The 20,457-nt window shown below is 56.7% G+C and carries 19 protein-coding genes; 8 read left to right on the top strand and 11 right to left on the bottom strand.

Annotated features, from left to right (window positions below; genetic code table 11):
* The 3 genes from R1T41_RS05325 to R1T41_RS05315 all read right to left on the bottom strand — a co-directional run bounded on the left by R1T41_RS05325 (position 1) and on the right by R1T41_RS05315 (position 2,799).
* Positions 1-870, bottom strand: coding sequence for a hypothetical protein (locus R1T41_RS05325; RefSeq protein ID WP_317340447.1), 870 nt, complete (start codon positions 868-870; stop codon positions 1-3).
* Between the two features lie 120 nt (positions 871-990).
* Complete coding sequence (metW, locus tag R1T41_RS05320) at positions 991-1,635, bottom strand: methionine biosynthesis protein MetW (protein WP_317340445.1); 645 nt, start codon at positions 1,633-1,635, stop codon at positions 991-993.
* Between the two features lie 3 nt (positions 1,636-1,638).
* On the bottom strand, positions 1,639-2,799 hold the full coding sequence (locus R1T41_RS05315) for a homoserine O-acetyltransferase MetX (protein WP_062961289.1): 1,161 nt from the start codon (positions 2,797-2,799) through the stop codon (positions 1,639-1,641).
* A 177-nt stretch (positions 2,800-2,976) separates the two neighbouring features.
* On the opposite strand from R1T41_RS05315, the gene R1T41_RS05310 reads away from it, so the two are divergent.
* The 6 genes from R1T41_RS05310 (at position 2,977) to R1T41_RS05285 (ending at position 8,499) form a co-directional block, all read left to right on the top strand.
* Entirely contained in the window at positions 2,977-3,870 is an 894-nt protein-coding gene (locus R1T41_RS05310) for a chorismate mutase (RefSeq protein WP_317340443.1), read from the top strand.
* Positions 3,871-3,924: 54 nt separating this feature from the next.
* Entirely contained in the window at positions 3,925-5,022 is a 1,098-nt protein-coding gene (gene hisC, locus R1T41_RS05305) for a histidinol-phosphate transaminase (protein ID WP_317340441.1), read from the top strand.
* A 1-nt stretch (position 5,023) separates the two neighbouring features.
* Positions 5,024-5,989: a prephenate/arogenate dehydrogenase family protein gene (locus R1T41_RS05300; protein ID WP_317340439.1), complete on the top strand. Its 966-nt coding sequence runs from the start codon at positions 5,024-5,026 to the stop codon at positions 5,987-5,989.
* 89 nt (positions 5,990-6,078) lie between these two features.
* Positions 6,079-6,960 (top strand): DMT family transporter, encoded by an 882-nt coding sequence (locus R1T41_RS05295; RefSeq protein ID WP_062961285.1) that lies wholly within the window; start codon positions 6,079-6,081, stop codon positions 6,958-6,960.
* A 43-nt stretch (positions 6,961-7,003) separates the two neighbouring features.
* Complete coding sequence (locus tag R1T41_RS05290) at positions 7,004-7,564, top strand: gamma-glutamylcyclotransferase (RefSeq protein ID WP_062961284.1); 561 nt, start codon at positions 7,004-7,006, stop codon at positions 7,562-7,564.
* Positions 7,564-8,499: a DMT family transporter gene (locus R1T41_RS05285; RefSeq protein WP_114109529.1), complete on the top strand. Its 936-nt coding sequence runs from the start codon at positions 7,564-7,566 to the stop codon at positions 8,497-8,499. Before R1T41_RS05290 ends, R1T41_RS05285 begins: the two co-directional genes overlap by 1 nt.
* A 79-nt stretch (positions 8,500-8,578) precedes the next feature.
* Here the strand turns inward: R1T41_RS05285 and R1T41_RS05280 are convergent, their stop codons facing one another.
* The 4 genes from R1T41_RS05280 to ftsE all read right to left on the bottom strand — a co-directional run bounded on the left by R1T41_RS05280 (position 8,579) and on the right by ftsE (position 11,977).
* Positions 8,579-9,430 (bottom strand): lysophospholipid acyltransferase family protein, encoded by an 852-nt coding sequence (locus R1T41_RS05280; protein WP_114109530.1) that lies wholly within the window; start codon positions 9,428-9,430, stop codon positions 8,579-8,581.
* A 72-nt stretch (positions 9,431-9,502) separates the two neighbouring features.
* Positions 9,503-10,228 carry a YdcF family protein gene (locus tag R1T41_RS05275; RefSeq protein ID WP_062961281.1) on the bottom strand — a complete coding sequence of 242 codons (726 nt, stop codon included), beginning with the start codon at positions 10,226-10,228 and terminating at the stop codon, positions 9,503-9,505.
* A gap of 121 nt (positions 10,229-10,349) precedes the next feature.
* Positions 10,350-11,252 carry a cell division protein FtsX gene (locus R1T41_RS05270; protein WP_247794653.1) on the bottom strand — a complete coding sequence of 301 codons (903 nt, stop codon included), beginning with the start codon at positions 11,250-11,252 and terminating at the stop codon, positions 10,350-10,352.
* 47 nt (positions 11,253-11,299) lie between these two features.
* The gene (gene ftsE, locus R1T41_RS05265; protein WP_082824648.1) at positions 11,300-11,977 is read right to left on the bottom strand and encodes a cell division ATP-binding protein FtsE; all 678 of its coding nucleotides are present in this window, start codon (positions 11,975-11,977) and stop codon (positions 11,300-11,302) included.
* 366 nt (positions 11,978-12,343) lie between these two features.
* On the opposite strand from ftsE, the gene R1T41_RS05260 reads away from it, so the two are divergent.
* Entirely contained in the window at positions 12,344-13,159 is an 816-nt protein-coding gene (locus tag R1T41_RS05260) for a DUF3426 domain-containing protein (RefSeq protein WP_317340434.1), read from the top strand.
* Between the two features lie 86 nt (positions 13,160-13,245).
* Here R1T41_RS05260 and R1T41_RS05255 read toward each other — a convergent pair whose 3' ends face one another.
* The 4 genes from R1T41_RS05255 to argH form a co-directional block, all read right to left on the bottom strand.
* Positions 13,246-15,675 (bottom strand): DUF4175 domain-containing protein, encoded by a 2,430-nt coding sequence (locus tag R1T41_RS05255; protein WP_317340432.1) that lies wholly within the window; start codon positions 15,673-15,675, stop codon positions 13,246-13,248.
* A 1,363-nt stretch (positions 15,676-17,038) separates the two neighbouring features.
* Complete coding sequence (lysA, locus tag R1T41_RS05250; RefSeq protein WP_317340430.1) at positions 17,039-18,304, bottom strand: diaminopimelate decarboxylase; 1,266 nt, start codon at positions 18,302-18,304, stop codon at positions 17,039-17,041.
* The gene (gene lptM / locus R1T41_RS05245) at positions 18,301-18,447 is read right to left on the bottom strand and encodes an LPS translocon maturation chaperone LptM (RefSeq protein ID WP_147250134.1); all 147 of its coding nucleotides are present in this window, start codon (positions 18,445-18,447) and stop codon (positions 18,301-18,303) included. The genes lysA and lptM overlap by 4 nt, the downstream gene beginning before the upstream one ends.
* Entirely contained in the window at positions 18,444-19,859 is a 1,416-nt protein-coding gene (argH, locus tag R1T41_RS05240) for an argininosuccinate lyase (RefSeq protein ID WP_062948436.1), read from the bottom strand. Before argH ends, lptM begins: the two co-directional genes overlap by 4 nt.
* 32 nt (positions 19,860-19,891) lie before the next feature.
* Between argH and R1T41_RS05235 the strand changes: the two genes are divergently transcribed.
* Positions 19,892-20,452, top strand: coding sequence for a TlpA disulfide reductase family protein (locus R1T41_RS05235; protein ID WP_317340427.1), 561 nt, complete (start codon positions 19,892-19,894; stop codon positions 20,450-20,452).
* Positions 20,453-20,457: the final 5 nt, after the last annotated feature.

The raw sequence follows: 20,457 nt of genomic DNA, 5'->3' as shown, positions 1-20,457 counted from the left end.
CTATTGTGCTGGTATCGCGGTTGCACTACCGGTGGCGGTTTCAAGCAGGTTGCTGCCCTGCGCAATAAGTTCCGTCGGTGGCAGGTTGCGAACTTCTCCGGCCAGTGCAATGCCCTGTTCTGCCGCACCAATCAGGGCGGTGACGTCCAGTTGGGCGTAACTGTCGATCTGATTTTGCAGATGCGCGCCAAGAGAGGATGCCGTCATGAAGCTGCGTAGCGTATGGGTCTGAAGCAGCTTTTCCTCGGCCATCAGAGCCTGCCAGTCCTGCCACCAGATTTGCAGACGCAATGATTTGGCGTCGTCATCATCATTTGGTTCGGAGCGGATTTTGTTCAGTTCGGCGATCAATGTGCCGCGACGTACCAGATATTGCGGCGGGTCTTTGGCCAGATCGCTGGTGATGGCGTCAAGCTGACTGCGCAGTTTTTCAAGGATCGGACCGGAATCCGTGACCGCCGATGCCCCAAGGGCCGATCCGCCTTCGATCTGATCGAAAATTGCGACAAATTGCCGATACTGGCTGCGCAGGTCGGCCAGTGTCTTTTGCCATTCTTGCGCAACATTCGGATCTATTTTAACCGCATCCGGATCAAGCAGGGTGGGCAGATTGGATGGCGTCACCTTGCCGGTGAAGGCTTCCATATTCGTGATGAATTCGGATTGCCGGGCGTTTTGCGATTTTGGTGTCGGTGCAAATTGCGCGGTCTGTGCCGTGCCATAGGCATCAAAGGCATCCTCGGCCGCGCTGCCAAACTGGGTGACCGTGATTTTCAGGGTTTCGGCTTTTTGCGAACAGGCGGCCAAAAGCCCGATGCCAATAATCAGGACTGCTTTGCGTGTGAATTGGTAGATCGATGAAACTGCCATAACGTCCCCATCACGTGATCATGCTCGTCATCTGACGGGAACAGGTGCAAAATGTGATGGCAAAAATAACAAAGGCCGCAGATTTGCTGCGGCCTTTTAAAATCCGGATACCGGCAGGTGCTATTTGCTCAGCATGAAAAGCGCCTGATTACCAAAGAAATTGGCAAGCCGGGAATGACTGTCGAGACTGACTTTCGATCCGCTTTCATTAAGCACCATCGATCGTTCGATTTTAAAGCCGCACTCATCACAAAGGGTGACGAAATCCCGGACGGTGCAAAAATGGATGTTCGGGGTTTCGTACCACATGATCGGCAGGTTCGGGTTTTGCGGCATGCGCCCGCGGAACATCAAATCAAACCGTGCGCGCCAGTGCCCGAAATTCGGAAAGGAAACGATGGCTTTCTGGCCGATGCGCAGCAGTTCGGTCAGAACCTGTTTCGGGCGGTTGGTCGCCTGCAAAGTCTGGCTGAGAATGGCGTAATCAAACGCCCCGTCGGGATAATCGCCAAGATCGCGATCCGCATCACCCTGCATCACCGGAAGACCCTGTGCTACGCAGTTGCGCACCCCCTCGTTGGAAAGCTCAAGCCCACGGCCATCGACATTTTTGCTGCGCGTCAGATAGCTCAGCAATTCACCATCGCCGCACCCGATATCAAGTACACGCGTGCCGGGTTCGACCATATCGGCAATAAGCTGCAGGTCGACACGAATGCGATCATTCGGAATAACGCCGGTCGCGTTTGGTAAAGAATGACTCATAACCTATTTCAATCCCCGGATTTCAGCAGCGCCTTCGATAAAGCCGCTTAACACCATATGGAAATCCGGCTCGTCGAGCAGGAAGGCATCATGCCCCTTGTCGCTTTCGATTTCGACGCAACTGACATTGCACGATGATGCATTCAATGCGTGGGCAAGCTGGCGGCTTTCGGCAGTGGTAAAGCACCAGTCGCTGGAAAACGAGATGACGCAGAAACGGGTTTTGCAGCCAACAAACGCCTCCCCAAGGCGACCTTCTGCATCCGCGGACAGATCGAAATAATCCATCGCCCGCGTGATATAAAGGTAGCTGTTGGCATCAAACCGGTCGACGAAGCTTTTGCCCTGATGGCGCAGGTAACTTTCGATCTGGAAATCGTGATCGAAGCTATAGGTGATCGCCCCGCGGTTCTGAAGCTTGCGGCCGAATTTGCGATGCAGGGCCGGTTGCGACAGATAGGTGATGTGCGCGGTCATGCGCGCCACAGCAAGCCCGCGGGACGGCTTTTTGCCCTCCAGCAGGTAATTGCCCCCGCACCAGTCCGGATCGGCCATGACCGCCTGACGCCCGACTTCGTGAAACGCGATATTTTGCGCCGAATGGCGGAAGCTGGTTGCAATCGGGGCGGCGGCGAAAACGCGATGGGAATAGCTTTTGCACCATTCAAGAACCTGCATGCCGCCCATCGAACCGCCAATAACCGCAAACAGGGTATCGATGCCCAATGCATCAATCAGCATGGTCTGCGCACGCACCATGTCGGCAATCGTGATCACCGGGAAATCAAGACCCCAGGGTTTGCCGGTGGCCGGGTTGATTTCCTTGGGCCCGGTGCTGCCCAGGCAGCCGCCAATCACGTTCGAACAGATGACGAAATATTTGTCGGTATCGATGATTTTGCCCGGCCCGACGATTTCACGCCACCAGCCTTCCTTGCCGGTGATCGGGTGGACTTCGTCGGCGACATACTGATCACCCGTCAATGCGTGGCAGACCAGAATTGCATTGGTCTTGTCGGCGTTAAGTTCGCCATATGTCTGATAGGCAATGGTGAACGGCCCAAATTCGATGCCGCTATCAAGGCGCAGCTTTTCCGTTTCCCCAAGGACCATGTGATGGCCGGGAAGTTTGCTGCGCTGATCCGTACTGGCGGCGGTCGACATGAATGTCCGTTTCCCTTTGATTAGGTTGTTTTTCTTGCAGGCAAGGTTGGCTGTTCCTTGCTATCGAAGGAAACAAGCCTGTTCTAGCTAGGAATAGACCGGGATTTAGTCAATCTTTTCTTTGCTTTTCGGCTGCCCTGTCCTAATACTGGGCGCCGTTTGAGAAAAGAGCGGATCATGGCGCAAAGCGACGAAAATTTAGCAAATCTTGACCTGAACGGGCTCAGGGCGGAAATCGATGATATCGATCAGGCACTGCAATCCCTGATCATCCGGCGCACAAAGGTGGTTCAGGCTGTCGGGGCCTATAAGGACCGGGTGATTGCCGCGGGTGGCAAGGTCAAGGTACCTTATCGTCCGGCACGTGAAGCCCGCATCATGCGCACGCTGGTTGACCGTCACAATGGTGCCTTTCCGAAAACGGCCCTGATCCAGATCTGGCGCGAAATGATTGCGGCCGGAACGCGTCTTGAAGCGCCGTATACGGTTGCACTTTGCCGCAATGCCGATGGTGTTGATTGTTGGGAACTTGCGCGCCTTAACTTTGGCTGCCTGAACGAAATTGTCGAATTCGATACACCGCGCGAGGCATTTTACGCCCTTGAAGAAGGTCGTGCGGCGGTCGGCGTGTTCCCGAAACCGGAACTTGGCGAAGCACAGCCGTGGTGGACTTTGCTGTCCGATGACAGCCCGGTGCGCATTGTATCGAAGCTGCCATTTGGCGGGCGTCCGGTCGGACGTGGTGAACAGACCGAGGGATTTGTCCTTGCGGCGATCGAGCTTGAAGAAAGCGGGGATGATCGCACGCTGTTTATCGTCAGCCTGCCAAACGAGATTTCGATGGATACGGCGCGCAAAAAAATTGCGAATGGCATCGATGGATCGGCAATCCTTGGCTTTTCTGCAGATGAAACCGGTGATCGACGTTTTGTTCTTGTTGATGTGCCGGGATTCTTTTGTAATCGCGCCGAAGTGTTTCAGCGCGCACTGACCGATCAGGGGCTTGATCCCGAAGATCTCAGTGTTGTTGGTGCCTATGGCGTGCCGATTCCCGAAGACGCGCTGAGTTGATTGATACCGGCCGGTTGATTGTCACCGGCCCTGCCCACTGGGAGAAACTAGGAAATGTCTGCGCCCACCCCACGTCCCGGCATTCTTGATATTGCGCCTTATGTTGGCGGCAAGTCGCGCACCGATGGTGCAACCCGCGTGATCAAGCTTTCATCGAACGAAGGCGCGCTTGGCCCGAGCCCCAAGGCCATCGAGGCGCTCCGCAAGTCGGCTGAAAAGTTGCATCGCTATCCCGATGGTGGTTGCGAGGCACTGCGCAACAAGCTGGCTGAAAAATACAATCTTGAAGCCGATCAGATTGTCTGCGGTGCCGGTTCGGATGAGCTGATCACCCTTCTGATCCGTGCCTATGCCGGTCCGGGGGATGAAGTGCTGTATTCGCAGCATGGCTTCCTGATGTATCCGATTGCAGCCAAGGGTGTTGGTGCGGTTCCGGTGACCGCAGCCGAAACCAACATGACCACCAGCGTTGATGCGTTGCTGGCCGCTGTGACTGAAAAAACCAAAATCGTTTTTGTCGCTAACCCGAACAATCCGACGGGCACCTACATCAATGATGCGGAAATGAAACGCCTGCGTGATGGCCTGCGCGAAGATATCGTTCTGGTCGTTGATGCGGCGTATGCCGAATTCATGACTGGTCAGGAAGATTATTCTGCGGGTGAAGAACTGGTGCGAGCCGGTAAAAATACCGTCATGACCCGTACATTTTCCAAGATTTATGGTCTTGGCGGCATTCGTCTTGGCTGGTGCTATGCACCGGTTGATATTGCCGATGTTCTGCAACGCCTGCGTAATCCGTTTAACGTGGCCCTTCCGACACAGGAAGCCGGTCTTGCGGCACTGGATGATGATGAATTCGTCAATGCCTGCGTGCGTCACAATGCCGAAACACTGGCGTGGTTCCGCGATCAGGTGAACGCGATTGACGGGCTGATCGCCCATCCGAGCTATGGCAACTTTGTGCTGGCCGAATTCCCCAAGGAAGAAGGCAAGAACGCCGATGCTGCCAATGATTTCATGATGGCACAGGGCGTTATCCCGCGCAAAATTGGTGCCTATGGCCTGCCGCAGATGCTTCGTATTTCGATCGGTACGAAGGAAGAAATGGAAATCTGCCTCAAGGCGATCAAAGACTTTGTGAACAGGTAAAATGACCAACACCGCATCCGAACCGCTTTTTGATACCGTTGCTTTTATCGGCATGGGGCTGATTGGCTCGTCCCTGGCGCGTCGCATTCTGCGCGATGGTCTGGCGAAAAAAATCACCTGTGCCGTGCGTTCTGAAGCTACCCGTGACCGGGTGCTTGAACTTGGTATTGCCGATGAAGCCTATTGCGACATCAAGGAAGCGGTTAAGGATGCCGATCTGGTGATGATCTGTGCCCCGGTGGGTGCCAATGAAGCCATTGGCGCCCAGCTTGCCGGAAAACTTAAAAAGGGTGCGATTGTTTCCGACGTCGGGTCGGTCAAACAGGCGGTCATTCGCGATATCGCCCCGCATCTTGACGAAGGTGTTTCGTTCGTGCCGGGCCACCCGTTGGCCGGGACCGAACATTCCGGACCGGATTCCGGTTTTCCCGAACTGTTTGAAGGCCGCTGGTGCATTCTGACCCCGGTTCCGGGGGAAAAGGAAAGTGCGACCACACGCGTGCAGGCCCTTTGGGAAGCATGTGGCATGAAGGTCGAATGCATGGATGCCGATCATCACGATCGCATTCTGGGCATCACGTCGCATTTGCCGCACCTGATTGCCTATACCATCGTCGGGACGGCAACCGATCTTGAAGATGCACTGCGTCAGGAAGTCATCAAGTTTTCCGCATCGGGTTTCCGTGATTTCACCCGTATTGCCGCATCCGACCCGACGATGTGGCGCGACGTGTTTTTGAATAACCGCGAAGCTGTTCTTGAAGTTCTTGGCCGTTTTCAGGAAGATTTGATGGCGTTGCAACGTGCGATCCGCTGGGGCGAGGGCGAAAAATTGTTCGACCTGTTCACCCGTACACGCGAAATTCGCCGTGGTATTGTCGATGCCGGGCAGTACTTCACCAATTTCTCGGCCGAGGGTGAAGACCGCCAAAGCGACGCCAAGGGTAAAAGCAAGTCCGATAAATAAGCAATTTTCACGGTTTGCAAATGGCAGGCCGTTGTCGGGCGGAAAGATGGGCCCCAAACTGCATCTTCCGCCGGTTAAAGGGGAACGTCATGCCTGCCACCGATCATCCGGCTTTTGCACGGATCATGCCGTTTGTGTTTGTGTTCCTATGGAGCACGGGCTTTGTTGGCGCAAAGTTCGGTCTTCCCTATGCCGAACCCTTTACCTTTCTGTTTGCCCGTTTCGCCATTGTCATCGTTCTGATGGTGCCGGTGATTTCGCTGCTGGGCGCCAAATGGCCCAAAAGCTGGCGACAGGTTGCCCATATCAGTACCACCGGGGTTCTAGTTCACGGGATTTATCTGGGCGGCGTTTTCTGGGCGATTGATACGGGGCTTCCGTCGGGTTTGGCGGCCCTGATTGTCGGGTTGCAGCCGGTTGTGACGGCATCGGTTGTTGGTGCCCTTCTGGGTGAACGTGTCAGCGGGCGTCAGTGGGCCGGGCTTGTTCTTGGCCTGATTGGCGTGGCTTTGGTCCTGCTGCCCAAAATTGGTGACGGGATCGGTATTACGGCCTTTGGCATCGGGCTTGCCATCATGGCGCTGTTTGGCATGACGGCCGGGACGCTTTATCAGAAGCGGTTCTGCACGGGCATGGACCTGATGAGCGGTACGGTTATCCAGTATATCGCTGCGGCGGCTTTTGTCGGGCTGGTGGCCCTGATCAAGGAACCATTGGTGATCGAATGGAGCATGAACTTCATTCTTGCGATGGCGTGGCTGGTTCTGGTGCTGTCAATCGGGGCGATCATGCTTCTGATGGTTTTGATCAAGCAGGGCGAGGCAACCCGGGTTGCAAGCATGTTTTACCTTGTCCCGCCCACGGCTGCCTTCTTTGCCTGGCTGCTTTTTGATGAACATCTGGGCCTGCTCGGTTTTGCCGGATTTGCAATTGCCGCACTCGGGGTGGCATTGGTGATGGTGAAACGCTAGGTTCAGAACCGGACATAAAATACCAGCATGACCGGAGGAAATTTTGACTGAGCCCCAGGAAAGATGGGTATTTGGATATGGATCGCTGCTATGGCGGCCGGGCTTCGAATTTGAAGAACGGGCACGCGCGACGCTGCGCGGCTATCACCGGTCCTTTTGCATATATTCCCATCATTATCGCGGCACACCGGAAAACCCGGGGCTGGTTCTGGGGCTGAATGTTGGCGGGGAATGTGTGGGCAATGCATTCCGGATCGCGCCGGACAACTGGCCGCTGGTCAAGGCATATCTGGATGAACGCGAACTGGTGACCAACACCTATATTCCCGCCGATGTCGAGGTCGAGCTTGCCGATGGACGGAAGGTCATTGCGCACACCTATGTCGCCGATCCAACGCATGAACAGTTCGCGGGCAACCTGCCGGTAAGAACAGCGGTTGAAATCATTGTCGCGGCACACGGCAATATCGGCCCGAACCTTGAATATCTTGAAAATACGGTCTGTCATCTGGACCAGATGGGAATTGTCGACCCGCCATTGCACGATCTGATGGATCTGGTGCGCCGCGAATACGGTGAAATCAATATGGGAGCCGGTATCTGATGTCGAATGCCACCACGATGTCAAAAGGCGGAAACGCACCGATGATGGCAGCCTATCTGATGCTGGTTGCCTGCGCGATGATGTGGGGATCAAACCACGTGGTTGCCCGCGGGGTGAATGCCACGGTGCCGCTTGAGGCGCTGGCTTTCTGGCGTTGGGTTGTGGCTGCCGTATTGCTGTTTCCGGTTTGTATTCCGCACCTTAAACGCGATCTGAGGCTGATGGCGGATCATAAAATGTCGATGTTCCTGATCGGAACAACCGGTGTTTTCATGTTTTCGATTGTCATTTATCTGGCTGCCTACAACACGACCGCGGTCAATACCGGGCTTCTGAATGCGACCACCCCGGTCTGGGTTCTGTTGTTCGCAGCTTTCCTGACTGCCGATAAACCCAAGCTTGGCCAGTGGGTCGGTGTGCTGATTGCCGGTGTCGGTACGGCGGTGATTATTGCCAAAGGTGATTTTTCGGTATTTGCCGAGATGAATTTTGTCTCGGGTGACCTGTTTGCCATGATTTCGGCAATGGTCTGGGCGGCCTATTCAATGCTTTTGAAACGCGCGCCCAAGGGGGTGCATCCGCTAAGCCTCGTATTCGTTTCGGCCCTGATCGGGTTGGTGTTCTTGACGCCGCTTTACATCTGGTCGGTAACCGTGGGCAATGAGCCGTTCTTTACCCATCTTGATCCGGCATGGCCCGATATGCTGAAGATTTTCTATATCGGGGCGGGACCAGCCTTTTTGGGATATCTGTTCTGGAACAAGGGCGTTGCGGTTGTCGGCCCGGCAAATGCAGGCGTGTTCCTGTATCTGATGCCGGTTTTCGCCAGTGTTCTTGCCATCATCTTCCTGGGCGAGGAATTGCATCTTTACCATCTGGGCGGGATCGCATTGATTGCCTTTGGTATCTGGCAGGCAACACGCCGAAAGGCATAGCAGCCGATAGTTGAATGGATGGAATTGAAAAAGGCCGGATGAAACTCCGGCCTTTTTGGTGTTCGAACGATCCGTCTGATCAGGAAGGCGTTTTTTCCTTGTCGATGGATTTCATCGGAATTGCGGTTTTGGCTTCCTGCTGTTCGGCTTCGGCCTTTTCGCGGGCTTCCTCGATCTCGACGTCACGGGATGTCAGGGTCGGCAGGTTGAATTCGGTTTGTGCTTCGCGTTCGAGTTCACGGGTGCGGTCATCAATCCTGCCCTTGATCGTCTTCATAAAGGTTTTGCGATCCAGATCAGGTTCCATCGCGGGCAGGAATTCCATGGTGACCTCGCCACCATATTTCATGAAGCTGTGCCGTCCCCAGAACATGCCGGAATTAATCGCGACCGGAATGACCGGGACATTCGGGAAAGCCTTGTAAAGCGCGTAAATGCCCGGGTGATAGGGGCGATCCGACCCGGGGGGCGTGCGCGTACCTTCGGGGAAAATCACGATCTGTCTGCCATCGGCAAGGGCACGTTCGGCACCCTTGATCATGTCTTTCAGGGCCGATGATCCAGCCGATCTGTCGACCGCGATCTGCCCGGACAGCAGCAGAAACTGCCCCATCAACGGGATGCGGGTCAGTTCCTTTTTAAGGATATAGGCCGGGTCAGGCACGACCGTGTGAAAGGTCAGGGTTTCCCACGCAGACTGATGCTTGGCAACCAGAATACACGGGCCTTTCGGCAGGTTTTCAAGGCCGCGAATACGCCTGTACATGCCAACCGACGTCGCCAGCATTCCCTGTGTCAGGCGACACCATGTATGGCCAACCCACTGATTGATTTTGCGGCCAAACGGCATCACCGGAATGAGCACAATGCACAATGCTGCGGTACCGGCGAAAAACAACACGTTAAACAAAAACGCGCGCAGGGCTCTCATGCAGACAGATCCTTCAAACACTTCGTCAAAGGGTTTGTAACAGTTATGAGACACGAGTGAAACGCCGTATCTTCAGCCTGATTTCTGGGACAGGCGATTGGACGCCGAATAATCCTGCTTTGGCGGCGTTGATGGCGTGCTCGGTCCATGCAGGCCAGCACGGTCCCCGTCCGGAAGAAATCCGAGAAGATAGTTCCGCAGGCTGGCAAACAGGAACTTGTTATATTCACTGGCAATCAGGCTGGCGCTTCCCGGCCAGCGCCACCAGCTATCGACCTTGACATTCTCGGGGAAAACCGGATGGGCGATGATATCGACATCGGGCATCAGGCTGCGAAATTCCAGAAGCGATCGCGGCATGTGATAATTGGCTGTGACGATGCGCAGGCTTTTATAGCCTTCTTCATAGACCCAGACCGCCGTTTCAAGCGCATTGCCCCGCGTGTTTTCCGCGACATGGCCCAGAACCACACAGCATGAAATCAGCCGGGGGTCGGCTTTGCCAGCGGACAGAAGTTCGTCCACTTCGACCCCGCGATAAACGCCGGAAATGAACAGCTTTTTGGCAAGATGGCGGGTCAGAAGGCGACGGCCTTCTGACAGGCGTTCACTGCCGCCGGTCAGAACGACGATGGCATCGGTCGTGCGGTCAGGTTCATTGACCTCGGTCGGGATGATATCGACATACCAGACAAAACCACCCGCCCAGACCAGCCCCAGCAGGATCAGGGTCGACAGCAAAAAACGGAACCGGCGGAAGCGTCGCCGGTGCTGAACGGAAAGGGGTGGCTTACTCATATGATTGGGCCTGACGGGACGCTGGCATGCGACAAGGCTCTCCTTTTGGGGACAAGGTCATGATCCGAAACGGGAAATGATCACGACGCTGCAGGCCGACTATACGGAGGAGTGAGGCAGGTTACAACATTCTGCGCAAGACACGCAGTACAGTTCTTTTGGCCGTCATCTGGGCGACACCAGCGACCACGAACGGAATGGCAATGATGATCGCAATGAAAAGCGGGCTGAAAACCAGTGTCGGGATCGGCCAGCCCGCCCGCATGCCAAGCCACGCGATTACCCCCGAAACCGGCAGGGCGATCAGAAGGCCGATCAGGGCACCAAAAAACGCCAGCCGCAGGTTATGACGGGCAAACTGGCCCGCGATATACGAATCCTGCGCCCCGATCAGGTGCAGCAATTCGATGATTGTGCGATGAATGGAAAGACCTGATCGGGTGGCAAATACGACCGACAGCATCGTTGCCCCGAACAGAACGATAATCAGTGTAATCAGCGCCAGTTCGACCGAAAAGGCAACATCGGCAATCCGTTCAATCCAGATGCGATGGTCGTCCAGAACCGCCTCGGGCGCGATTTCGCCCAACCTGCGTTCAAGGGCATCGAAATTAAAACCGGTTTCCGGCGTGATTTCGATAATGCGCGGGATGGGTAATTCGCTGACGACCTCGTCCGGGCCAAGCCAAGGTTCCAGAAGGGCGGACATGGTTTCGGGGCTGAGTTCCTCGATCCGGGAAATGCCCGGCATGTCGGCGAGCTGTTCGATAATATCGTCAACCGTTGCCTGCAGGGCTTCTTCGCGTTCTTCGGGGTCGCGATCCGCCATGCCGGTCGGGGGAACCTGTATCGAAAGGCTGCCTTCGATCTGGCCGGACCATTTGCCGACACTGTCATGCAGGGCGGCAAGGCCAACAATCGAAAACGTCAGCAGGGCCACCATCAATGCGACGATGCTTGGCAAAAAGCGCGTCGATGAGTCGCTATCAAGTGGCAGATGTGACGGTTGCGAACGAAAAGCCATGATCGATTTTGGGTCCTGTCTGAGCCAGTTGCCGTCGGTTGGTCCGGTTACGCGCTATGCGTGATGTCGTGCAGGGTGCCAGCTTCGAGCAGCCATTGATTATGGCCAAAACGACGCACCAGTTGCCGGTTATGGGTGGCGATGAGCACCGTGGTGCCAAGTTTGTTCAGTTCTTCAAAAAGATATAACAGCCGCATGGCGATGCGGTCATCAACGTTACCGGTGGGCTCGTCAGCCAGAAGCAGGGCCGGGCGTCCGATAACGGCGCGCGCGATGGCAACGCGTTGCTGCTGTCCGCCCGAAAGCCGGGATGGTACCGCGTTGATCTGATCACCAAGGCCGACCCATTCCAGAAGTTCGGTCACGTTCTTGCGGATCTGCAAATCCTCAACCCCGGCGACGCGCAGCGGCAGGGCGACATTTTCAAAAGTCGTCAGGTGATTGATCAGGCGGAAATCCTGAAACACCACGCCGATCCTGCGGCGGATCGCGGGCAGTTCATCGCGCGGAATACGGATATTGTCGCGGCCGAAAATGTTGATCTCGCCGCGGGTCTGGCGCAGGGCAAGATAAAGCAGGCGCATCAATGTCGATTTGCCTGCACCCGAAGCCCCGGTCAGGAAATGGAAGCTGCCACGATGCAGGGTGAAGTTCAGATCGCGCAGAATCTCCGGCCCGGATTCATAGCGGACACCCACATTCCTGAAACTTACGACTTCAGTCAAAACTTGCGCTCCATATCGCAGCACGACGTATCAGACCCGACATAACATGATAATGCGGGGGCCGGTTGAACAATTGCAAAAGTCCGATCTGGCAGACCCCAAAGTGGGTATCATTGCAGATTGGCCTAAAATATGACGACTTAAACAGTTCTTCGGATGTCATCGAAGCACCATATATGCAATGCTGTGCCAACCAAATTCGGGCAGCTTCAGTTATCTGTGCTTAACAGTCTGTTAAATCGCCGCTATTTACATATAGTGTAGGTTCTGCCCTACACCGGCGAATTCGGGGGGTCGCCGGAAATCACTCAGGTTATGGCCGTGCCCCGGGTTTCATGCCGCTGACATCGAGATGCCAGGTTTGCAATGATCATTACTTGCCCAGATTGTTCAAAAAAATACTCTGTGAAAACAGAGGCGATCGGCCCAAAGGGCAGAACCGTGCGCTGCAAAAATTGCGGCAATAGCTGGCATCAGGACCCGCCGGGAACGAAAACCCCGTCGCCAGCGCAGGAAAACAAGCTGCCGCCACCTTTCGATCAGGACGGCGCACTTGGTGCCGACTTCAATGCCGACCAGATGCCAGGTCAGGTTGATCCCGGTTTCGAAGAAGCCGATAAAATCCCCGATCCGCCCCCCATCCCGCAGCAGCTGATTCGCAACAATCCGAAGCCGCCTGCGAAATCGAAAAAGGGTGTGGTTGGCTGGATCCTGTTCTTCCTGATCCTTGGCGGGATTGGCGCGGGCGGATATTTTGCCAAAGATATCCTGATCAATCTGTGGCCGCCGATTGCCAAGGTCTATGACATGGTCGGGCTTGACGTCCCGCATGTTGGCGAAGGTCTTGATATTCGTGAATTGCCGCCGACTCGCGAAGAAGAAGACGGTGTCGATGTTCTTGTCGTGCGCGCCGAGATCGTCAATATCAGCGAGGTTGACCGGGTTCTTCCCTATCTGCTGATCGAGCTTCTTGATCCGCTGGATCGTGTGGTTCAGCGCAAAAAAGTGCCGCTGATCTATGACGAAAGTGCGGTTCAGGGCAGTGCGGAAATGCCAATGGAAGCCCAGATGCTGCCGGTTGGCGAAACCATGACGGTGGAAACCAAGATCCGCCGTCCGAACCCGACCGCAACCCGCCTGCAGGTCACCTTCCTTGACCCGCGCGAGGCGGTCGAACCCTGATCGGTTTGATCTGAAAATGACAAAGGGCAGCGACGGATCGCTGCCCTTTTTTTTGTGGTCGTTCGCAAAGGGTCCGGTAGGACGCCCTAGAACCGTTTAAGCAGCCGGTCGATATATTCCTGTTCGATCACCGGGCGGTCCGGGTCGCCGGATCGGCGGCGCAGTTCCTGCAAGATACGCCACGCCCGTTCAAGCGTGTCGACTTCGGGGATGACGGTTGTGCCATCCCCGCCGACAGGCCGGCCAAGCGGATCACGGTTGCCCGACCCGCGCAGTTCATCAAGCATCGGCATCATCTGGCTAAGTCCTTCAAGGGCACGGCTCAGTTCGCCAATGCCGCGCTGAAGGGCCTCCATGGCCTGTCCCTGCTGTTGCAGGGCTTCGTGGGCGCGGTTGCGGCCAAGGGCTTCTGCGGCGCGCTGCATCGCCTCGATGGCAGTTTCAATGCCGCTGAGATTGCCAAACTGGCCAAAGCCGGAATTATTGGTCAGGTTCTGGGCATCACCGGCAAGGTTTTGCTGTTCCTCGGCACGGTTGCCATTGCCGCCGGAATTGGTGGATGGGTTGTCGCCCTGGTTCATCAGTTCCTGCTGCCGACGGGCAAGATCACGGATGCCATCGAGCATTTCGCGAAGGGTCGATGTGATATCGGTCCCGCCGTCGCCCGATGTGACCTGCATGTTTTCAACCAGTTCACGCAGGCGATCAATCAGGGCGCGTGCCTGATCACGGGCACCGGCCCGCATCAGGGCGTCTATCTGATCGACAATGCGCGAGAGGTCCTGCTGTTCAAGGATGGCGGCGGGCGCCTGTTGCTGGCTTTGCTGGTTTTGCGGTGCCTCGCGGGCGAGGGCGGCCATATATTCGTTAAGGGCCCGGCGATAGTTTTCGATCAGCTCGGCGATTTCGGCCTCGGTGACGTTCGGATCGGCGAGTGCTTCGAGCAGCCGTTCCTCGGCCTCCATCAGATTGCGTTCGGCCATGCCATAGCTGCCACGTTCGATTTCTTCGGCAATGTGCCACAGCAATCCGGCGACTTCCTGATGGACGTCGCGGTCGCGCAGATGGGCCGAAAGACGGGCTTCGGTGACCGACAGGGCCAGGAAAATACCGATATGACCGTTAAATGCCTGCGGGGCATACAGCACGGGCAAAAGAGCATTGCGCATTTCAAGCGCCTTGTCGGGATAGCGCAGCAAGCCACGCCGGATCGTGATCAGCTTTTTGGCAACCGGATGGGTGAATTCGCGTTCCGGCAACACGATGGATCGCATGTCGCTTTCGCCGCGCTGCCCGGAATTGTCCTGCGATACCAGTTGAAGATTGACCGGAAGCCCTGCCCAGGGATGGGAAACAAGATCAAGGAAACGGGGGCCTTCGATCCGGGTCGGCATGGATACAGCACCCCCCTGACCATCGCGACCGGACATATCGATACGGATATTGTCGATCGACCCGAACTGTTCGGCGCCAATGCCATCGGTCGCGGGGGTGATGATCAGATCAAGGTTGTTCATGCCGTAATCATCGGTCGCGACATAATCGAGACGGATATGATCGCGGCGCGTCACCGAGGGCGGGCTGACGAATGAAAGGGCGGGCGGTTTATCGGCCACCAGATTGACATTCAGTGTCAGCCGGTCATTGCCCCAGACCGAAATGCGCCACGGCCCGGCCTGATCAAGGGCGGTCGAAATGACATAGCTGTTGTCGCTGCTTTCCGATATCTCGCGTTCGCCGGTGGGGGTATGCAGTGTCGGTTGCCAGACACTTCCGATGCTGCCGGCCAGTGTTGATCCGACGGGGACATCCACATCGATAACATTGGGATTTCCGGCGTTTGTATCCGCCGGTTGCAGCTGCGGCTGGTCGGTGCCATCGGCAAAACGGAGGACTCGCGGGATCTGTCCGGTATAGGCAGGCGGGGTGACCCATAATGTGGTGCTGAAATCGGCAGCACCCAGCCGTTGCAGCGGGCTGAACGCCTTATAGAAACGTTCCCCCATCCGGTCATGGGCGACAAACAGCCCGACGGCGAGGAGCAGTACCGGCAAAACCACCAGCCCATAGCGGTCAATGCGCGCCAGCGAGGGCAGGGGGCGGGGCAAATGCAGGTTATCAAGCATAGCCTCGTGGCGTTGCAACTGCTTTTGCCACAGGTAACTGGTTAGCGGGTCGTCACCATCATCGATATGGTCTTCAAGGCTTTGCAGCGGATTGTTTTCAAGGCCATTTTCCTGTTCGATCCTTTGCAGGACAGCACGGCGATTGGGCCATGTGAAATGGCGCCACGGCAGGATGATGGCGACAAGACCGGCAACCGACAGGATCGAAAGCAACATGATATGCCCGGTCGCGGGCAGTATTTCAAAGGTGCCGGTCAGGGTCAGCCCGGCGATCAGCATCACGATTGTCAAAGGCGGGATCAGCCGCGGCCACACCCGTTCCCACGACATGATCATCCGCGCCAAGCGCAGATGCCGTTCCAGTCGGGGATTGGGTGGTATGATCGACATATCGATTTCAGGCCCCTGCAATCGCCCCGTGTCCGGGACATGTGACGCCAGCGTGGTCCTATGAACAGATTTCAGACCTTAATCTAAGTTTGGGGCTTTGGCGGGGCGGGTCAAGTCAGGATCGCGGCCAGGCCAAAATAAAAGGCGGTCCCTGAAGGGCGGCGGCTTTTGAAGGCATGCAAAGTTTTTTCAAAAAGTTCTTGATTTGTTCTTTTTGTTGTGGCATAAAGATAAAGTCAACGGGAGAAATGCACCCGGACCGAAACCCGCAAGGCCCTGAGCCTCGCGGGTTTTTGCGTTTGGGGCCGGATCAAAGAGGTGATCAGGATGCAGCGGCAAGGATTGAGGCAGGGTGGCGGGGCAGTCCGCAGGATATGCGTCGGCGGATGGCGGAGCCATTACGGCGGCATTCCGCGCCGATTCTAACACGCTTTTATTACGCTTGTTTGTCATGACGGGAGAGGTGCGTCTTGTCGGGAAGCGACCCCGGATTTGCCGGAAGGGGCAGAAATGGCAGCAGTGGCGGCAGTGATTTGCGGTCCGTCGGTGGTGGACAGGTTGGGGGCAGTGCGCCCGAAAACCGTCTGCTGGTGAAAATGGCAGCAGCCCGAGGTGTGTCTGGACGCCGGGGTGGCAGGTTGCCGCCGTGGCCGGAAGATGATCGAAGTGGGCAGCGAGCCCCTGGACCGTCTGCTGGTGAAAATGGCAGTGGCCCGAGGTGTGTCTGGTCGTCGAGGTGGCAGGTTGCCGCCTTGGCCGGACGGTGATCGAGGCGGCAAAGCGGCCGATGATTGTCCGTCGGCGACGGTTGCTGGAGGCCCGAGTTTTGTCCGGGCGTCGGTGATCATGGCATTGCCGAGAGGGCGGAGCGGGTAGCGAGGCTGCGGGCCGTCAGTGTGCCATCTGCTGGCGAGGGCTGGTGGAGGCCCGAGGTGCGTCCGGGTTTCGTGATCATGCCATTGCCGGAAGCGGCCGAAACGGGCAGCGAGGTTTTGGGCGGTCTGTGGGGTGTCTGGTGGTTAGGCTTTCTGAGGTCCGGGGTTTGGCCGGGCTTCGTGGTCATGGCGTTGGCGGAAGGGACCGGAGCGGGCGGTAAGCCTGTGGCTGTCAGTGGGACGTCTGTCGGAAGGCCGTGTTTTGTTCGGGTGGGGCATTTCGTCTGCTTCCCGGAGAACCGGCCGGTTACCATGCTTTCGGAGTCTGGCGTTCCTGTACTGCCGTTGGTCCCCGGAACCATCCGGGAGATCGAAGGAGATGGGGCAGGTCAGATGAACCCTGCCGGGCAGGATGCGGATATGCAGAAGGCGGCCTTTCGTGTTGAAAGACCGCCTTGCAAAGTTTTTCCGGTTTTTGCCGGCCCGGATCAGTCGAGCCAGTCGGGAATGCGGTCCAGACCGATCAGGTCGTCAATCGACTGGCGCGGGCGGACGATGGCGAAGTCGTTGCCCTTGACCAGAACTTCGGGCGTCAGGGCACGGGTGTTGTAGGTCGATGACATCACCGCACCATAGGCACCTGCCGACATGACCGCGACCAGATCGCCCGGTTTCAGATCATCGGGCAGTTTGCGGTCCTTGCCAAAGGTGTCGCCGGTTTCGCAGACCGGTCCGACGATATCGACGGTCGCCTGTTTGTCGCCTTCACCCTGTTCATCGACGGGGATGATTTCGTGATAGGCGCTGTAAAGGGTTGGCCGGATCAGGTCGTTCATCGCGGCATCGAGAATGACAAAGCGTTTGGCTTCGCCGTCCTTGATATACATGACACGCGAAATCATCACACCGGCATTGCCAGCAATCAGGCGGCCCGGTTCCAGCGTGATGTGACAGCCAAGGTGACCGACGGTTTCACGCACCATCTGGCCATAGGCATCGGGCAGGGGCGGGGTTTCGCCCTGATAGGCAATGCCAAGCCCGCCACCAAGGTCGAGATTACGGATATTGATGCCTTCGGCGCGAAGCTTTTCGACCAGCCCGGCAAGACGGGTGAAGGCCTCCCGGAAGGGGGCAAGATCGGTTAGCTGTGATCCGATATGCATCGCAATGCCGGTGACCTCGATCCCGTCCATGGCGGCGGCCATGCGGTAAACCTCGATCGCGCGGGTCCAGTCGATGCCGAATTTGTTTTCGGCCTTGCCGGTGGCGATCTTTTCATGGGTCTTGGCATCGACATGCGGGTTGATGCGGATCGCGATCCGGGCCTTTTTACCCATGTCGAGGGCAACCCGGTTGAGTTCTTCGAGTTCCGGGATGCTTTCGACATTGATCTGGGCGATATCGGCATCAAGGGCTTCGCGCATTTCGGCATCGGCCTTGCCAACGCCGGAAAAGATGACTTTGCCCGGGGCGACACCGGCACGCAGGGCGCGGCGCATTTCACCAACCGAAACCACATCGGCACCGGCACCCAGTTTGGCGAGCGTTTTCAGGACGGCCTGATTGGAGTTTGCCTTGATCGCATAGCAAACCGTGGCATCAAGCCCGTCAAACGCACCGGCATACACCCTGTAATGGCGTTCAAGGGTGGCGGTGGAATAGCAATAGAACGGCGTGCCGACTTTTTCGGCAAGCTCGGGGATGGAAACGCCTTCTGCGTGAAGGACGCCATCAATATATTCAAAATGGTTCATTGTGCCGGATATGTCCGTGGATATTTGTTGCCTTCGTCGGTCGGTGGTTCAAGCGGGCCTTTTTTGCCACAGGCGGCAACAGACAGGCCCAGCATCACCGCCAGTACGATCACTGTGCTGCGTTTAAAGATCGGGTTGCTCATTTCAGGAACCTTTCCTTTGCCGCCGCGACCTGTTCCTTCACCCGGACCGGGGCGGTGCCGCCAAAGCTTTGACGGGCACTGACCGATGCCTCGACAGTCAGGACATCGTAAACGGCGTTGGTGATTTTGGGTTCGATCCCCTGAAGGTCTTCGAGCGAAAGCTGATCAAGATCGCAACCCTTGCCTTCGGCAAGTTTCACGGTCGCACCGACCACGTGATGGGCATCGCGGAACGGCATGCCAAGTTCGGCGACCAGCCAGTCGGCCAGATCGGTTGCGGTGGTGTAACCGGCACCGGCAGCCGCACGCATGTTGTCCTTGTGAACCTTCATGTCGGCAATCATGCCGGTCATGGCGGCGACACACAGACCCAGATGGTCGTGGGCCTCGAAGACCGGTTCCTTGTCTTCCTGCATGTCCTTGGAATAGGCCAGCGGCAGACCCTTCATCGAGAGCATCAGCGAGTTATAGCAGCCAACGATACGACCGATCTTGGAGCGGATCAGCTCGGCGGCATCGGGGTTGCGTTTCTGCGGCATGATCGAGGAGCCGGTCGAAAACTTGTCCGACATGCCGACAAAGCGGAACTGTGCCGAACACCAGATCACCATTTCCTCGGCCAGGCGCGACAGGTGCATGGCGGTGATCGAGGCCGCGTTCAGATATTCCAGCGCAAAGTCGCGATCCGACACCGCATCCAGCGAGTTCGCGGTCGGGCGATCAAAGCCAAGCGATGACGCCGTCATGTGACGGTCAATCGGATAGGGCGTTCCGGCAAGGGCCGCTGAACCCAGCGGGTTTTCATTAGCACGCGTGCGGCAATCGGCAACGCGGCCACGATCCCGGCCAAACATTTCGACATAGGCCAGAAGATGATGGCCAAAGGTGACCGGCTGGGCGGCCTGAAGGTGGGTAAAGCCCGGCATGATGGTTTCAGCATGGGTGCCGGCCTGTTCAACCAGTGCTTCCTGAAGGCCCTTGAGCCCGGCTTCAAGATCGGCCAGTGCCACGTCGCGCACCCAGAGTTTGAAATCGGTCGCGACCTGGTCATTGCGGGAGCGCGCGGTATGCAGGCGACCGGCGGCAGGCCCGATCAGATCACGCAGGCGGCTTTCGACATTCATGTGGATGTCTTCAAGGGCGGCGGAGAAGGTAAACTGGCCGCTCTCGATTTCTTGAAGGATCTGGTCTAGACCCGCGACTATTTTCTCGCCATCTTCTGCGGGGATGATCTTCTGCTTGACCAGCATGGCGCAATGGGCTTTGGAACCCTGAATGTCCTGGGCGTACAGGCGTTTGTCAAAGCCGATGGAAGCATTGATTTCTTCCATGATGGCGGACGGGCCCGCTTCAAAGCGGCCTCCCCACAGGGCGTTGGCATTTTTCTGGTCGGTGGCGTTTTGATCGGTCATTGTGATCCGCAAGCGTTGGAAAGGTGAGTATTGTGAAGGCACTGCTTCGTTACGTAAAACTGGGCGTGATTGTCGCCATATCGGCCATTTATGCAAGCCCTGCCTTCGCAGATACGCAATTGCCGCAAGAACTTTCGAAAATGGACACCGCACCTGATAGCACAAGCCTGCCGGAAAAGGCGGTTTTCATCGAAAAAGATGGCAGCGAAAGTGACCTTAAAGACCTGAAAGGTCAGGTTATTCTGGTTAATCTTTGGGCGACATGGTGCGCGCCCTGCATTGAAGAAATGCCCGATCTTGATCGTCTGGCGTCTGAGATGGAGGGCAAGCCGTTCCGTGTCCTGGCCCTTAGTCAGGATCGCGGCGGGGCGGAAATCGTGCAGGAATTCTTTGATGAAAACGGAATCGGCCATCTTGATGTCGTGCTTGATCCGCGCGGGGCAACCGCACGGGCCTTTGGCGCGCGCGGCCTTCCGACCAGTTTCGTGATTGATGCCAACGGGCAGGTCATTGGCAAGCTGGAAGGCACGGCCAAATGGGATGCCGGTCCGGTCATCGATTATTTCAACAGCCTGATTGATGCCGCGTCCTGACGCGA

Origin of the sequence: Thalassospira lucentensis (assembly GCF_032921865.1) — a bacterium.
Classification (GTDB): Bacteria; Pseudomonadota; Alphaproteobacteria; order Rhodospirillales; family Thalassospiraceae; genus Thalassospira; species Thalassospira lucentensis_A.
This window is presented reverse-complemented; position numbering and strand designations above follow the sequence as displayed.